9 protein-coding genes are annotated in these 13,775 nt (G+C 63.8%); 8 read left to right on the forward strand and 1 reads right to left on the reverse strand.

Annotation, left to right across the window (positions count from 1 at the left end):
• Window positions 1-309: 309 nt before the first annotated feature.
• The 6 genes from DJFAAGMI_RS02690 to DJFAAGMI_RS02715 all read left to right on the forward strand — a co-directional run bounded on the left by DJFAAGMI_RS02690 (window position 310) and on the right by DJFAAGMI_RS02715 (window position 11,264).
• Window positions 310-2,622, forward strand: a complete 2,313-nt coding sequence (locus tag DJFAAGMI_RS02690) for a TonB-dependent siderophore receptor (protein WP_211455834.1) — start codon at window positions 310-312, stop codon at window positions 2,620-2,622.
• Between the two features lie 410 nt (window positions 2,623-3,032).
• Window positions 3,033-4,412: an SWIM zinc finger family protein gene (locus tag DJFAAGMI_RS02695; RefSeq protein WP_211456705.1), complete on the forward strand. Its 1,380-nt coding sequence runs from the start codon at window positions 3,033-3,035 to the stop codon at window positions 4,410-4,412.
• Complete coding sequence (locus DJFAAGMI_RS02700; RefSeq protein ID WP_211455835.1) at window positions 4,409-6,163, forward strand: DUF5691 domain-containing protein; 1,755 nt, start codon at window positions 4,409-4,411, stop codon at window positions 6,161-6,163. The genes DJFAAGMI_RS02695 and DJFAAGMI_RS02700 overlap by 4 nt, the downstream gene beginning before the upstream one ends.
• 37 nt (window positions 6,164-6,200) lie before the next feature.
• The gene (locus DJFAAGMI_RS02705) at window positions 6,201-7,283 is read left to right on the forward strand and encodes an ATP-binding protein (RefSeq protein ID WP_211455836.1); all 1,083 of its coding nucleotides are present in this window, start codon (window positions 6,201-6,203) and stop codon (window positions 7,281-7,283) included.
• 172 nt (window positions 7,284-7,455) lie between these two features.
• The gene (locus DJFAAGMI_RS02710; RefSeq protein ID WP_211455837.1) at window positions 7,456-10,056 is read left to right on the forward strand and encodes a DUF5682 family protein; all 2,601 of its coding nucleotides are present in this window, start codon (window positions 7,456-7,458) and stop codon (window positions 10,054-10,056) included.
• 2 nt (window positions 10,057-10,058) lie between these two features.
• Window positions 10,059-11,264 carry a VWA domain-containing protein gene (locus DJFAAGMI_RS02715; protein WP_003056497.1) on the forward strand — a complete coding sequence of 402 codons (1,206 nt, stop codon included), beginning with the start codon at window positions 10,059-10,061 and terminating at the stop codon, window positions 11,262-11,264.
• 33 nt (window positions 11,265-11,297) lie between these two features.
• Here DJFAAGMI_RS02715 and DJFAAGMI_RS02720 read toward each other — a convergent pair whose 3' ends face one another.
• Window positions 11,298-11,507 (reverse strand): hypothetical protein, encoded by a 210-nt coding sequence (locus DJFAAGMI_RS02720; RefSeq protein ID WP_003056494.1) that lies wholly within the window; start codon window positions 11,505-11,507, stop codon window positions 11,298-11,300.
• A gap of 142 nt (window positions 11,508-11,649) precedes the next feature.
• On the opposite strand from DJFAAGMI_RS02720, the gene DJFAAGMI_RS02725 reads away from it, so the two are divergent.
• Window positions 11,650-12,663, forward strand: coding sequence for a DUF808 domain-containing protein (locus DJFAAGMI_RS02725; protein ID WP_211455838.1), 1,014 nt, complete (start codon window positions 11,650-11,652; stop codon window positions 12,661-12,663).
• Between the two features lie 214 nt (window positions 12,664-12,877).
• On the forward strand, window positions 12,878-13,492 hold the full coding sequence (locus tag DJFAAGMI_RS02730; protein WP_043004406.1) for an OmpW/AlkL family protein: 615 nt from the start codon (window positions 12,878-12,880) through the stop codon (window positions 13,490-13,492).
• The last annotated feature ends 283 nt before the right edge of the window (window positions 13,493-13,775 follow it).

Consider the following 13,775-nt stretch of genomic DNA (forward strand, 5'->3'; position numbering starts at 1 on the left):
AGCCCGGTCTTTCAAAATTTTTGGTTCCAAGGTGGTCTGTTTTCCCGCTTCGCGGGACATGCAGGAAGAGGGCGGTTTCGCATCGCCCGGGCTGATCTGTTTCGTTGCCGGAACGGGTTGTGTATTCCTTGCTTCTTGGGGCTGCGGCCCTTGATCTCCATGGCTTTTACTACGCCGACTTCCCCGGTATCTTTTGCTTTCTTGTCCTGTGTTTCAGGCGCCTCAGAGGGCGCAGGACTGGCTCCCACGGCCTCGGCTCGTGCCGTCCGCCTGCTGGCATGCACTCTGGCTGCTGCAGCATGGACGGGCATGCCGTCCCAGGCCATCGCCCAGAGCGGCGTGTCTGCAGGAGTTGCAGCCGAGACCGGTAACGATGAGGTTCGTGACTATCGCATTCCCTCAGGCTCACTGGATGAGGTGTTGAATCGCTTTGGTCGTGAATCAGGCCTGTTGCTGTCGTTCACGCAGGACCAGGTCCAGGGCTTGAGCAGCCCCGGCGTGCACGAGCGTGCCACGGCGCAGCAGGCCCTCAATCGCCTGCTCGCCGGCACCGGCCTGGTGGCTCAGCGTTCGCCGCAAGGTGCCTTGCTGCTGCGCAAGATGGGGCAGCCTGTATCGGACGGTGCAACGGCGTTGTCCGAAGTGACCGTGACCTCGAAATACGATGCGGCCATGAGCGGCTATGCGGCCAACGACCGCCCGACGGCCACCAAGCTGGGCGGCACGCTGATGGAAACACCGCGTTCCGTCTCCATCGTGAGCCAGGAACAGATCAAGAACCAGGCGCCCAAGAGCATCGAGCAGGCACTGTCGTATACGGCCGGCGTCACCACGGAGGTGACGGGAGCCGACCTGCGCATGACGGGTGCCATCATTCGGGGATTCAGCGACGGCAGCTCCTACTACAAGGACGGGCTGCGCCAGTTTTCGGCCGGTACCTACGGGTCGTGGAATGATGAGATCGACGAACTCGAGAGCATCGAGGTCATCAAGGGACCGGCCTCGGTGCTCTTTGGGCAGGGGCGGCCCGGCGGCGTGATCAATGTGGTGTCCAAGAAGCCCGAAGCCGATCATGTCAACAGCGTCGGCATCTCCTACGGCCGATACCAGCGTGCCCAGCTGACGGCCGACCTGGGCGGCGCCCTGAGTGAAAACGGTGATGTGCTTTATCGGCTCAACCTCAAGGGGCGCGACAGCAATATTCGTACCGTGGGTTCGCGTGACGACCGCATCTCCATCGCTCCTTCGCTGCGCTGGAACCTGTCCGCCCAGACGCATCTGACTCTGCTCGGAAGCTACTCACGCGAGCGGGGAACGCCAAAGTCCTGGTGGCCCAGCCTGTTCACCTACCCCCAGATCAAGAACCTGTCATCCAGGCTGACCGCTGGTGATCCGGTATTTGACCGTTTCGACCGCAACACCAAGTCGATAGGCTATGAGTTCGGACACCTGACGGACAGCGGCTGGCAGCTCTCCCAGAACCTGCGCTATTCCACCATCGATATCGACTACCGTCACATCTATGCCATGGACGTGCTGGCCGACGGCCACAGCATCTCGCGCGCCAATCTGGCACAGCGCACCAAGGGCAAGACTCTGGCCATGGACAGCCGCGTGCAGAAAGACTTGCGCTGGGGTGAGTTGCAGCACCGCCTGGCTTTCGGTCTGGACCATACGCGGTACAGGGAACGTGGCGGCCTGGGTTTTGGCTGGGACGTACCCGATCTGGATCTGAATGCCCCGCTATACGGCCAGTCCATCGCCATGCCCGAGCTGGAGGACAGCCACTCCAACCTGCGCCAGACCGGCATCTACACGCTCAACCAGCTGCAGTACGGGCGCTGGATTGCCAATCTGAGTCTGCGCCACGATACGGCCCGCACCACGCAGAACAGCATCACGCAGCCGCGTATCAGCGATAGCGACACAACAGGCAGCGCCGGCCTGCTCTACCAGTTCGAAAGCGGCTGGGCACCTTATGCGAGCTATGCCACCTCGTTCGATCCGACCACCGGCCTGGCTTATGACGGCAGCGCGTTTGTCCCGCGTCGCGGCAAGCAGTACGAGGTGGGCGTGAAGTACCAGCCCGCAGGCAGCAGCACGCTGATCACCGCTTCGGTCTTCGATCTGCGCCAGAGCAATGTGATCACGCAGGACCCGGCCCATCCGCGCTTCAGCATCCAGACCGGCGAAGTGCGCTCCACCGGCCTGGAGCTGGAAGCGCGCATCGGCCTGACGCGAGAACTCAGCAGCCTGTTGAGCTACACCTGGCTGGACCCTCGCACCACGCAAAGCACCCGCGCCGCCGAAGTGGGGCGCCAGACCCTGCAGACCACGCGCCATGCGGCCAGCATCTGGCTGGACTACCGCCCGCGCGCTTTCCCCGGTCTGATGCTGGCAGGCGGTGTGCGCTACAAAGGCCGTTCGCCCTACAACGTGGCATCGGATGGCCGTCTGAACTTCAACGACGCGGTCACCGTGGCCGACCTGGCCGTGGCCTACGACACGCCCAGATACCGCATTGCGCTGAACATCAACAACCTGTTCAGCAAGACCTATTTCGCGGGCATCTTCCGTGGTGTCGACCGCGAGGCCAATCTGAGCGTCAAATACTATTGGTAAGCAAAAGTAGCAAGCTTGCCGTGGCTTGACTGCTGCGGAGTCGGTACTCGCATCTGCAGCAGCGTCGGCGGATTGAATGATTGCCGGGGACAGCAGCGCCGCAGCTTGGCGAGGAAGCCGGTTGATGCATGTCACCCGGCTTCTTGATGTTCTGATTTTTTGCACGTTTTCATCGGCACAGTGCCATGGCGATGATAGGCTGACGTATTGCGCGCAACGGTTTGCGCGGTCTGTCAAACCACAGTTTTTGCCGCGCTGAAAGCACTGTTTCAGCAAAGTGCGGACGAGGTTTTCCGAGGGTAGTCTCGCACTCGCCCTTGGTGCGTAAGCGCCTCGAACTATCAAGATATTGCGTCGATTCGGGACGGGAGACATTGGTGTCGCGTGTATTAGCAACGGAAGCGGAAGTTTTGGCGCTGTCGCCGGATGCTGCGTCATCCAAGGCGGCCAAGGGACTGCAGTCCCTGAGCAAATGGCCGAACACAGGCAGCAATGATGCTGCGGTCTGGGGGGAATGCCAGGGCAGCGGCAGCAAGCCGTACCAGACTCAGGTCGATCTGAGCGGGCCGGCCTTCAAGTGCTCCTGCCCCAGCCGCAAGTTCCCCTGCAAGCATGGGCTGGCGCTGATGCTGCTGCGCGCAGGCGGCCAGGTGCCGGAGGGCGGCGAGCCCCCGGAATGGGTCAGCAACTGGCTGGGTGGTCGTCTGCAAAAAGCCGAGCAGAAAGAGGCCAAGGCGGCCGCCATTGCCGCTGCGCCAGTGGCGGATCAGGAGGCTCTGGCCAGACAGCAGGCCAAGCGCGAGGACAAGCGCTGGGACAAGGTTGCTGGCGGCATGCAGGAGCTGTCGCTGTGGATGCAGGACATGGTGCGCACCGGCCTGGCCAATCAGGCCGGCGACAGTCAGACGCGCCAGCACTGGAACACCATGGCGGCACGCATGGTGGATGCCCAGGCCACGGGCATGGCCGCGCGTATCAGGGAAGCCTGGGAGCTGGTGGACAGCCACCCGAGCTGGCCGCGTGACCTGCTGGTGCAGCTTGGCCATTGGCAGCTGCTGGTGGACGCGGTGCAGCGGCGTGACTCGCTGAGCCCCGAGGTGAAGGCCGACGTCATGGCTGCCCTGGGCTGGCCCATGGACAAGGCCGAAGTCCAGGCCCGTGGCGAGACCATCAGCGACGATTGGCGGGTGCTGGGTCAGCGCCTGATCGAGCGCGAGGGTCGCCTGCTGGAGCGCCGCGTCTGGCTGCAGGGCCTCAGTACCGGGCGCGCGGCACTGATGCTGGACTATGCCCAGGGCGGGCGCGGGTTCGAGACGGCCTGGGTGAGCGGCGGCGCTTACCGCACAGCCTTGAGCTTCTACCCTGGCAGGGCGAGCCTGCGGGCGGTCGCGGTCAATGGGGTTGAAGCACTCGACAGCTGCGATACCGCAGCCCTGACGGTCAAGGCTCTGGGCGAACCGTTGCAGCAACTGGGCGAGCGCATTGCTGCCAATGCGCTGCAGCCGGTGCAGCCGCTGTGGTGTGCGAATGCCCAGCTGCTGTATGTAGAGGGGCAATGGCTGGTGGGCTGGCCCTCAGGACAGAGCCAGGCGGCGCCCGTGCCTGCGGTGATTGCCGATGACGAAGCCTGGCGGCTGCTGGCGCTGAGCGGCGGCACGCCTCTGGCCCTGTTTGGCGAGTGGGAGTGTGGGCCGCAACTGGGGCGCTGGCGCTTGCTCAGTGCCTGGCAGCAGGATACTCACAGCCAGGCCTTGTCCCCCATCTGGCAGAACCAAGGAGAGATGCGATGAGCAGCGCCAATTTATGGGCTGCGCTGCAGCAGTCAAGTCTGGTCGGCGCGGACAGGCTGGCCGTGCCTGCGGTGTTGACCGCGCAGGTCGATGCCGCAGCCAGCCCCGGTTTGCAAGCCATGCAAACCGCCTGGCTGCAGCCGGCTGCATCAACGGCTGCACAGCTGCTCAGAGCCAGCGCCGTCGCTGCCGTCCTGGAGCGGGCGGGTTGGCAACCCGGTGCGCAGGTCAGGCTCGGTGCGCCTTTGAGCTCTCCGGCATTGCCTGCCGACGAGTCTCGCCGCGCGCCCGAGGATGAGCGCTTGCATGGCCTGATGCGTGATGTGCTGCAGCATGGGCCCGAGAACATGCTGGCTCCCATGTTCCATGCCCTCGATCAGGCTGGACAGCGCTTGCCTTATGCGCTCCTGGTCGATGCTTTGAACGAAGGCCGCCGTTCGGTGGAGCTGCGTACCTGGCTGACGCCGGTGCTGGGCGAGCGAGGACGCTGGCTGGCCGGGCTCAACCCGCAGTGGAGCTATGCCAGCGGCGTGCAGGAGACGGCCAATGCCGAGCTGATCTGGCAGGAGGGCTCCATCGAGCAGCGCGTGGCGCTGTTGCACAGCGAACGTGAGACCGACGCCGACCGGGCGCGTGCCAGACTGGAAGCCAGCTTGAAGGAGCTCAATGCCAAGGAGCGTGCGCCCATGGTGCTGGCCCTGGGTGTGGGCCTGTCCATGGCGGACGAGCCGCTGCTGGAAAAGCTGCTGACCGATCGCAGCAAGGAGGTGCGCGAGAACGCGGCCCGTCTGCTGTCGCGTCTGCCGCAAAGCGCGCACAGCCTGCGCATCCTGGGCTGGCTGCAGTCCATGCTGAGCCGCAATGCCAAGGGGGAATGGCAGATCGAGCCGCCCGAGGAGGGCAGCAAGGACTGGGAGCGCGACGGCATTGCGCTGCAGCCGCCGGCCTATATCAAGGGCGTGAAAGCCTGGTGGCTGCAGCAGATGGTGGAGCTTGCGCCCATCGATTTCTGGCTACAGACCCTGGAGATGACGCCTGAGCAGCTCTGGGACTGGAGCCGCCGCAGCGACTGGAAGACCGCTTTGCGCCAGGGCTGGCTGGCGGCACTGCGCGATCAGCCCGATGTGCGCTGGATTGCGCTGCTGCAGACCATGGAGCGCGATTCACGGGCCCAGGCGTTGCTGTCGGCCCTGCTGGACCGGCTGAGCCAGCAGGAGCGCGAGGCACTGTGGCAGACGCAGTTGCAGCAGGCCAAGGGCAGCCTGGTGGACCGCATCAACACCATCGAGAGCAGCATGCCGGTGGTTGGGGTGTTTTCTCAATCCATGTCCGAGCCCCTGATGGACGCACTGGACAAGGCGCTGGGCGGCAAGCAGGCCACGGGCAGCTGGCATAGCTGGCAGGCCGATCAGGCCGTGCTGGCCTGCGCGCGCCGCCTGCATCCGGCCGTTCTGCCGCGCTTTGTGCGGCTCTGGCGTCAGCCTCCACAGGCTGAGGAGCTTGCCGTGCCGCAGCAGCCCGAGGCAGCAGCCCCGTCAGGACTGGCCGGGCTCTGGAAAAAGCTGGTGTCCAAGGTGGCCGATGCGACCGAAGAGGTCGCCGCAGTGGCTGAGGAAAGCACTCTGACGCCCGAGCAGCAGGCGCGGCTGGAGCGCGCCCGTCTGCGCCCCTGGGATGACGAGCGCGTGCTCGAGCAACTCAATCGTATCGTCGATCTGCGCCTGGCCCTGCATGCCGCACTGGGCGCCTAAGCCTTCGAATTTTTCTGCATTCAACCCGAAAGTCATCATGAGCCAAGTACTACGTCAGCACGCCGAGGCGCAATTTGCCGAAGAACTCGATGCCCTGCAGAAGGTGGACGACCGTCCGCGCCCGCCCAACTGGAAGCTCTCGCCCTGGGCCGTGCTCCAGTACCTGATGGGTGGCAAGCTCAACAACGGGTTTGAGCTCAGCCCCAAGTACATCGGCAATGCGCGCCTGATGGAGATTGCCGTGTCCACGCTGGCCACCGACCGCGCCTTGCTGCTGTACGGCGTGCCCGGCACGGCCAAGTCCTGGGTGTCCGAGCATCTGTCTGCGGCCGTGAGCGGCGATTCGACCATGCTGATCCAGGGCACGGCCGGCACCAGCGAGGAGCAGCTGCGCTATGGCTGGAACTATGCCCAGTTGCTGGCCCATGGCCCGTCCGAGAAAGCACTGATTCCCAGCCCGCTGGTCAACGCCATGAAGCTGGGCAAGATCGCGCGCATCGAGGAGCTCACACGTATTCCCGCCGATGTGCAGGACACGCTGATCACCGTGCTGTCCGAAAAGACGCTGCCCGTGCCAGAGCTGTCCATGGAGTTCCAGGCCGTGCAGGGCTTCTCGGTCATTGCCACGGCCAATAACCGTGACAAGGGCGTCAACGAGTTGTCGAGCGCACTGAAGCGCCGCTTCAACACCGTGGTGCTGCCTGTGCCCGCCTCGCAGGATGAGGAGGTGCAGATCGTCACCAAGCGCGTGGCCGAGCAGGGGCGGGCGCTGCAGCTGCCAACCGAGCCGCCTGCGCTGCAGGAGGTGCGCCGTGTGGTGCAGATCTTCCGGGAGCTGCGCCACGGCCAGACCGAGGACGGCAAGACCGTGCGCGTGAAGTCGCCCAGCTCCACGCTGTCCACGGCGGAGGCCATCTCGGTCATCAACAGTGGCATGGCGCTGGCCGGCCATTTCGGCGATGGCGTGCTGCGCGCGGCCGATGTGGCCTCGGGCCTGCTGGGAGCCGTGATCAAGGACCCGGTGCAGGACACGGTGGTGTGGAAGGAATATCTGGAAACCGTGGTCAAGGAGCGTAGCGACTGGAAGGATTTGTACCGCGCCTGCCGCGAGCAACTGTAATTCGGCGAGCGGCTGCCACAGCCCTTGATACTTCGTTGCTTTGTCTCGCCGTAGCGCTGCTACTGTCTTCGACAAAGACGCCTCGTCTCAAGCGCGAATCTTCGATTCGCTGGGCTGTGCCAACCGCATTGAAATGCAGTCGCTCCTCAAGAATTTCTGATTGACCCAGCCCATGGCCACTTCCGCTGATTCTGTTCATTTCTTTGGCATACGCCATCACCGCCCGGGCTGTGCCCGCAGTCTGCTGCAGGCGCTTGAGGCCTTGCAGCCCGATTGCCTTCTGGTGGAAGGCCCGCCCGAGGGGGAGGCGCTGCTGCCCATGCTGCAAAGCGCCGAGCTGCGCCCACCCGTGGCCATGCTGGTCTATATGCAGGACGAGCCCAGCCAGGCCGCGTTTTATCCGTTTGCCGAGTTCTCACCCGAATGGCAGGCATTGCAGTGGGCCAGTCGCCAGGGTGTTGCCACGCGTTTTATCGACCTGCCGCAGACCCATGGCATGGCCATCGAGTTTGCACGACGCGAGGCGCTCAAAAAGGCGGCGCAAGAGGCTGAGGAGGCCGATGAAGCCGATGAGGCAGCGCAGCCAGCGGATACCGAGGACGGAGCAAACGATGCGGGGCAGGAGCCGGATGCGGCACCGGCCGAGGCGCTTGCCGATATGCAGGATGGCGACGGGCATGAGCAGCCTCAAGAGGTCCCGGCAAACGCTGCCCGGCATCTGCACCGCGATCCGCTGGACTGGCTGGCCCATGCCGCAGGCTTTGACGATGGCGAGAGCTGGTGGAACCGTCTGGTCGAGGAGCGCGGCGACAGCGAAGCACTGTTTGAAAGCATTGGCGAGGTGATGACGGCAGCTCGCGAAGAACTGTCCAAGGATGGCGAATATTGGCGCGGCGAGGAATACATGAAGCGCGAAGCACTGCGCGAAGCCCATATGCGCCAGTGCATTCGCGAGGCGAGCAAGGCCGGCCACCAGCGCATTGCCGTGGTCTGCGGTGCCTGGCATGTGCCGGCGCTCAGGGCCAGCGTGACGGCCAAGGCCGATAGCGCCCTGCTCAAGGGCCTGCCCAAGGCCAAGGTAATGGCGACCTGGGCCCCCTGGACTTATCGAAACCTGGCCAGCAGCAGCGGCTATGGCGCGGGTGTGACTTCTCCGGGCTGGTACCAGCATCTGTGGCAGTGCTATCAGTCGTCCTCGAATTTGGAGTCAAATCAGCCTCAAACGCTTGATGGTAAAGCGCAAGCAGCTATCAAAAATGTGGTTTCTCCAGCCACGCTGCGTACTGCTGGCTGGCTGACGCGCGTGGCCCATCTGCTGCGCGACAAGGATCTGGACTGCTCCAGCGCCCACATCATCGAGGCCACGCGGCTGTCCGAGAGTCTGGCGGCGCTGCGCGGCCAGCCCGTGCCCGGCCTGGACGAAATCAACGAGGCCATCGTCACCGTGATCTGCATGGGCGAGGACGCACCGCTCAGGTTGATCGACGAGGAGCTGACCGTCGGCCATGTGCTGGGCCAGGTGCCTGCCGATGTTCCCCAGGTGCCGCTGCAGCGTGATATCGAGCAGCAGCAGAAGTCGCTGCGTCTCAAGCCCGAGGCGGCAAGCAAGCTGCTGGCGCTGGATTTGCGCAAGGACACGGATCTGGCACGCAGCCATTTTCTGCACCGTCTGCGCCTGCTCGGCATTGAATGGGGCGTGCGCGCCACCGATGCCCAGCGCAACCGGGGCACCTTCCGCGAAAGCTGGCAGCTGCAGTGGGAGCCCGAACTGGCGGTGCGCATCATCGAGGCCAGCGTGCATGGCGCGACCGTGGCCCAGGCCGCCACGGCCAGGCTGCGCTCCAGCCTGACGCCCGAGACCTCGCTGCCCGAAATCGCGCAGGCCATCGACGATGCATTGCTGGCCGATTTGCCGCAGCTGGTCGAGGCCTTGATCGCCACTCTGGCGCAGCGTGCAGCGACCACGGGCGATGTGGCCCAACTGCTGCAGGCCTTGCCGCCGCTGGCCAATGTCTATCGCTACGGCAGCGTGCGCCAGACCGATACCGCCTTGCTGGCCGGCGTGATCGATTCGCTGGTGCTGCGCGCCGCCATCGGCCTGCCTGTGGCCTGCATGGCCATGGATGAGGATGCTGCGGCCGCCATGAAGACCAAGGTGCTGGCGGCGCATGAGGCACTGCGGCTGCGCACCAGCAACGGCGAGGCGCAGCAGGCGGTGGATGCCTGGCGCCTGGCACTGCGCAGCCTGGCCATGGGGGATGCCGCAGCGGCACTGCTGCGCGGCATGGCCTGCCGTTTGCTGCTGGACGAGCAGTTGCTGGAAAGCGCCGAGATCGTGCGTCAGTTCAACCGCAATCTTTCGCTGGGTGCGGCGCCCATGGATGTGGCGGCCTGGCTGGACGGTTTTCTGAACCAGCAGGCGCTGGTATTGCTGCATGACGAGTCTATCTGGGGGGCTGTCGATGCCTGGCTCAGCGGTCTGGGCGAGGTGCAGTTTGCACAGATTCTGCCGTTGGTGCGACGCAGCTTCTCGACTTTCAGCAATCACGAGCGGCAAAGCCTGGGTGACAAGGTCAAGCGAACTCCTGTGGGAGGCGCAGCGGCACCCGATCCTGCCGTGGGCGCTGCGGACGACGCCGCGCCCTGGGATGAGTCGCGTGCCTTGCTGGCCTTGCCCGTGCTCAATGAGTTGCTGGGATTGAATCTGCCTCAGGCGCTGATGGGCCAGGCCCAAACAGCTACCGATTTTGATGCGGCTGCGGCCAAGGTGTGACGATGAAGCAAACAGCAAATTTGGCGACCGAGCCGCAACAGGAGTCCGAAGAGCTGCAGCCCACCACGCGGCTGCAGCGCTGGCGCATGGTGCTGGGCAGCCCCGCTGACGCCAGTTGCGGCGGTGTGACGGGCCGTTTGCAGGAGATGGACCAGGCGCTGGCCGCCTTGTACGAGGAAGACAGCAAGCTGGCATCGCGCAAGGGCGGACGCGGCAACTCCTCGCCCTCGGTATCGCGCTGGCTGGGGGATATCCGCAAATACTTTCCGAGCCAGGTCGTGCAGGTCATGCAGCGCGATGCCATGGAGCGCCTGAATCTGCGCGAGCTGCTGCTGCAGCCCGAGATGCTGGAGAACGTGCAGCCCGATGTGCATCTGGTGGCGGACCTTATTTCGCTGGGCTCGGTGATTCCGCAGAACACCAAGGCCACGGCGCGGCTGGTGGTGCGCAAGGTGGTGGACGAGCTGATGAAAAAGCTCGAAGAGCCCATGCGCAGTGCCGTGGCCGGGGCGCTGGATCGCAGCCAGCGCAACCGACGCCCGCGCCATGCCGAGATCGACTGGAATCGCACCATACGCGCCAACCTGCGCCATTGGCAGCCCGAATACAAGACCATTGTTCCGGAGACGCTGATTGGCTATGGGCGCAAGGCGCGCCGCCCGCAGCGCGAGGTGATCCTGTGCATTGACCAGAGCGGCTCCATGGCCAACTCGGTGGTCTATTCCAGCATCTTTGGTGCGGTGATGGCCAGCCTGCCGGCCGTGGCCACCAAGCTGGTGGTGTTTGATACGGCCGTGGTCGACCTGACGGAAAAACTCGACGATCCCGTCGATGTGCTGTTTGGCGTGCAACTGGGCGGTGGCACAGATATCAATGGTGCAGTCGGCTATTGCCAGGGGCTGATCAGCGAGCCGCGCAACAGCATTCTGGTGCTGATCTCCGACCTCTACGAAGGCGGTGTGGAGTCGGGCCTGCTACGCCGCGCCAACGAGCTGGTGGAAGCAGGCGTGCAGTTCATCACGTTGCTGGCGCTCAGCGACGAGGGAGCTCCAGCCTATGACGCGGAACTGGCGGCCAAGCTGGCGGCACTGGGCGTGCCCTCGTTTGCCTGCACCCCCGATGCCTTTCCGCAGCTCATGGCAGCGGCCATCCGCCGCGACGATGTGGCCGCCTGGGCGGCGACGCAGGGCTTCAAGACCAGCAAATAGGAAGACTGCCGGAAGATGACTGCTTGTTGGGGCTCAGTCCGGCAGAACGACGCCGAGCTTGGCCAGCCTGGCAGCCATCACATCACGGCGGCGCGCGGCCTTGGCAGCGGTTTCGCTGACCGTTGCAATGGTCTTGGGGCCTTTGCCTGCAGCGGCCTTGACCAGTTCCGCCTTCTTGGCGGCCTCTGCGGCAAGTTTGCGGTAGCTGGCAATCAGTTCGGCATGGGCGATGGCTTGAGTCACAGGGTTTCCGTTCGATAAGGGCGCTCATTGTCGCTGCAAAGCCAGGGCCGTGGCGAACGCGCAGCTGATTGGCAATTTCCTGTCGCAATCGTGGCACGGTTTGCAGGCATGATGGCGATTTTGCAAACCACCGGGAGAAGCGATGGCAGGTGCCGGCCTTTTGATGTTGCTAGACGATATTGCTAGCTTGCTCGACGACGTGGCCTTGATGACCAAGACCGCGGCAGGCAAGAGCACGGCAATTCTTGACGATGTGGCTACCCAGACCAAGGTGGCGGTGCAGAAGACGGCCGGCGTGCTGGGTGACGATCTGGCACTCAATGCCGAGCAGGTCACGGGAGTGAAGGCCAACCGGGAGCTGCCCGTGGTCTGGGCGGTGGCCAAGGGCTCGCTGCTGAACAAGGCCATCCTGGTGCCTGCCGCGCTTTTGATCAGCGCCTTTGTGCCCTGGTTGATCACGCCCTTGCTGATGGTGGGGGGCGCTTTTCTGTGCTTTGAAGGCGTGGAGAAGATCCTGGAGCTGTTTCACAAGCACCAAAAGCATGATGTGCATGATGCCGTCGTCGATGCCGAGGAGGCCGTTCACAAGGGGGTGGCGCCCTCATCGGTGCGTGCCGCACGTGAAAAGCAGATGGACCCGATGGAGTATGAAAAACAGAAGGTCAAGGGCGCCGTGCGCACGGACTTCATTCTGTCGGCCGAAATCATGGCGATTGCGCTGGGCACCGTGGCGACCAAGCCCATCTGGGAGCAGGCGGCGGTGCTGATCGCCGTGGCCCTGGGCATCACCGTGTTTGTCTACGGACTGGTGGCCGGCATTGTGCGCATGGACGATGTGGGCGGCTGGCTGATGGACAGGAGCGGCAGCGTCGCCAAGGCAGCAGGCCGTGGTCTGATCGCCTTCACCCCCTGGCTGATGCGCGGGCTGTCGATTGTCGGCACTGCGGCCATGTTCCTCGTGGGCGGCAGCCTGCTGGTGCATGGCATCACGCCCGTCGAGCACTGGATACAGCAGGTGATTACACCCATGGGCGGCGTGGCTGCAGCGCTGGGGCCTTTGCTGGTACATGTGGTGGTGGGCGCGGCCATAGGCAGTGCCGTGGTCATCTGCGTGACGCTCTGGCACAAGCTGCGTCCGGGCAGGGCCGCACATTGACAACTCCAGGGTGCGGCTAGCACTGTGGGCGGCGCGGGGTTTTGCGCTGAATCAGGACATGGGGCTGGCGTGGCCGAAGGGCAACGCCGGCCTTTTTCTTTGGCATCTTGGTGTGCGGGTTGATGTGGGACAAAGCCGCAAACGAGTGGCTTTGTTTCAATCACTATCAAGGAAGGCAAACAAGCTTTCTGCCATCTCTTCAAGGAAAAAGCCCATGAAAAAGACTCTGATCGCAATCGCCGCCGTTGCCAGCGCCCTGACTGCCGGTACTGCTTTTGCACAATCCTCGTTTGACGGCACAAGCCCCTGGATGGTGCGTGCGCGTGCCGTGCATCTGGACAGCGACAACGGCGGCGCTGCTGGTGACGCAGGCGTCAGCATCAACAACAAATGGATGCCCGAGCTGGACGTGTCCTACTTCTTCACGCCCAATATCGCTGCCGAGCTGATTCTGACCTTTCCCCAAAAGCATGATGTGCGCCTGAACGGCGACAAGATCGGCACGCTCAAGCATCTGCCTCCCACCTTGCTGGCGCAGTACCACTTCACCAACTTCGGCGCCTTCAAGCCTTATGTGGGTGCAGGCGTGAACTACACACGCTTCTCGAACGTGAGCATTCTCGACGGTGCCGTGACCGTGAAGAAGAACAGCTTCGGCGGTGCGCTGCAGATCGGCTTCGACTATGCGCTGGACAAGAACTGGTCGCTGAACTTCGACGTCAAGAAGGTCTATCTGGGCACCAAGGTGACCGGTGCAGGCGTGTTCCAGGACACCAAGTTCAAGGTTGACCCATGGCTGGTGGGCGTGGGCGTGGGCTATCGCTTCTGATAGCTTACGGCAAAGAGTGTTCTCGTCGGCGGCCTTCTTCCCGCAGGCGAGGCACGCACCGCAGGCTCTGTGGTGCAACGGGGTCAATGGGCCGGCATGGCCCGGGGGCTCCGGAGGCTAGGGTGTATGTTTGATCGGTATTCCGCCAGTGCGGGATACCGATTTTTTTTGCCCGCACGCCTTTGTCAGTATTGGCTTTGTCAGCATTGCTGCCTGCGCATGCAGTAAAAGTAGCGCTGGCTGCAGTCCTACTTGCGCTGCTTGTCGACAGCGCTAGGCTGAA

It is taken from the genome of Comamonas brasiliensis, assembly GCF_018292285.1.
GTDB lineage: Bacteria > Pseudomonadota > Gammaproteobacteria > Burkholderiales > Burkholderiaceae_C > Comamonas > Comamonas brasiliensis.

Bases quoted from the DNA above. Each gene is read 5' to 3' on its own strand.
- DJFAAGMI_RS02690 (WP_211455834.1), top strand. From the start codon at position 310: ATGCCGTCCCAGGCCATCGCCCAGAGCGGCGTGTCTGCAGGAGTTGCA.
- DJFAAGMI_RS02700 (WP_211455835.1), top strand. From the start codon at position 4,409: ATGAGCAGCGCCAATTTATGGGCTGCGCTGCAGCAGTCAAGTCTGGTC.
- DJFAAGMI_RS02705 (WP_211455836.1), top strand. From the start codon at position 6,201: ATGAGCCAAGTACTACGTCAGCACGCCGAGGCGCAATTTGCCGAAGAA.
- DJFAAGMI_RS02710 (WP_211455837.1), top strand. From the start codon at position 7,456: ATGGCCACTTCCGCTGATTCTGTTCATTTCTTTGGCATACGCCATCAC.
- DJFAAGMI_RS02715 (WP_003056497.1), top strand. From the start codon at position 10,059: ATGAAGCAAACAGCAAATTTGGCGACCGAGCCGCAACAGGAGTCCGAA.
- DJFAAGMI_RS02725 (WP_211455838.1), top strand. From the start codon at position 11,650: ATGGCAGGTGCCGGCCTTTTGATGTTGCTAGACGATATTGCTAGCTTG.
- DJFAAGMI_RS02730 (WP_043004406.1), top strand. From the start codon at position 12,878: ATGAAAAAGACTCTGATCGCAATCGCCGCCGTTGCCAGCGCCCTGACT.